This window comes from Amycolatopsis sp. NPDC006131 (assembly GCF_040614175.1).
Lineage (GTDB): Bacteria > Actinomycetota > Actinomycetes > Mycobacteriales > Pseudonocardiaceae > Amycolatopsis_E > Amycolatopsis_E tucumanensis.
The window spans coordinates 1-1,782 of sequence record NZ_JBEXTX010000238.1; the positions used below are offsets into that span (position 1 = coordinate 1).

At 69.3% G+C, this 1,782-nt stretch carries 2 protein-coding genes; both read right to left on the reverse strand.

Translation table 11 applies throughout. The features are described 5' to 3' along the window. A partial coding sequence (locus ABZ215_RS43675) for an alpha/beta hydrolase (RefSeq protein WP_354956836.1) occupies nucleotides 1-481 on the reverse strand: 481 nt, incomplete at its 3' end. Then, the coding region (locus ABZ215_RS43680) for an NAD(P)/FAD-dependent oxidoreductase (protein ID WP_354956838.1) at nucleotides 478-1,782 on the reverse strand (1,305 nt) is incomplete at its 5' end. The genes ABZ215_RS43680 and ABZ215_RS43675, both read right to left, overlap by 4 nt.

Sequence of the window (1,782 nt, forward strand, 5' to 3'; positions counted from 1 at the left end):
GCGCTGCCGGGAAGGGGTGCTCCGGAGCGAGGCGGTACTCGACCGAGACGACGTCCGCGCCGGTGCCGCGCGCGAGCATGCGCGCCGGCGCGGTGTAGCCGGCGCGGCTGCCGATCACGAAGCCGCCACCGTGGAAGAAGAGGATCAGCCCCCGCGAGGGCGTGCCGGTGCTGTAGCGCGTGGCGAGCACGCCGTCGGCGACCTCGATCTCCTCCTCGATCGGGCAGGCCGGAACCCGGGCCGCGAAGAGGGCCAGGTCGCTTTCGGTGACCTCGCGGGCCTCGGCGGCCGGCAGGTCGCTGTAGTCGGGGCCGGACTCGCTCAGCTTCATCAGGAGCGCGATGTCGGGTGCCATGGTGTCGCCCGCGCTGTTGACCGGCGGTCGGGCGAGGAGCCGCTGGAGCGCGGCAGGCAGGCGGCCCAGGCTGATCAGGAAGGCCCGCTGGAACCGCTGGGCCAGGGTGAAACGCGGGGCGCTCATGACGCGGCTTCCACGCTCGCGAGCCGGGCCGGGATGGTGGTCCGGGTCGAGAACCGAATGTGGTCGTCGTCGACGAGCCGGCCCTTGAACAGCCGGTTGTCCTTGATGAACGTCGTGTGCATCTGCCACGGCAGGTCGGTGCCCTGGCGCGGAAGCTCGTGCTTGGCCCGCTGGATGTAGCCCGCGGAGAGGTCGAGTAGGTCCACTGTGGACATGCCCTCCGGCGGGGTCGGCACGGCGATGTCGTAACCCTGCGAATCCATCGTGCGGATCACGTCCGCGGCGAGGCGGCACACGTTGCGGATGCGCAGGGTCCACGTCGCCTTGGTGTAGCCGAGCATCATCGCCCAGTTGGGCATGCCGGAGATCAGTGCGCCGCGGTACAAAACCGTGTCGCCCATGTTGACCGGGGTGCCGTCCACCGTCGGCTTGATGCCGCCCAGCATCTGCATGACGAGGCCGGTCGCGGTGACGATGACGTCGGCCTGGAGCGTCCGGCCCGACGCGAGCAGGATGCCGTCGGAGGTGAACCGCTCGATCCGGTCGGTCACCACGTCGGCTTTCCCCTCGCGGATCGCCTGGAAGAACTCGTTGTCCGGCGTGACGCACAGGCGCTGGTCCCAGGGGTTGTAGGGGGGTGCGAAGTGGGTGTCGACGTCGAATCCGGCCGGCAGCTGCTTGGCCGTCGCCTTGCGCAGCAGGTTGCGCCCGAAGTTCGGGAACCGGCAGAGCACGGTCACGATCAGGTGGTCGGACCACATGTTCTTGAACCGCGTGGCCGCGTATCCGCGCTTGACGCCGAAGAGCTTCATGAGCCGCTGGGCGAGCTTGTCCACCCTGGGGACCGACGCGACGTAGCTCGGCGTGCGCTGCAACATGGTGACGTGGGCTGCCGCGCCCTCGCCCCTCTGCATCGCGGGGAGCATGGTGACGGCGGTCGCGCCGCTGCCGATGATGACCACGCGTTTGCCGCTGTAGTCGTAGTCCTCCGGCCAGTGCTGCGGGTGGAGGATGTCGCCCTGGAAGTCCTCCCGGCCCTCGAAGTGGGGTTCGTAGCCCTTGTCGTAGCGGTAGTAGCCGGTGCCGCTGACGACGAACCGGGCACGGATGGACTTGCGGGTTTCGTTGCCTGCCTCGTCGGTCGCGGTGACCTTCAGCGTCCACCGCGCCTCCTCGCTGGACCAGTCGGCAGCGGTGACCCGGTGGCGTAGCCGCAGGATCTTGTCGAGACCGAACTCGGTGACGGTCTCGGCCACGTAGTCGCGGATCAACGGGCCGTCGGCGATCGCCTCCTCGTGCAG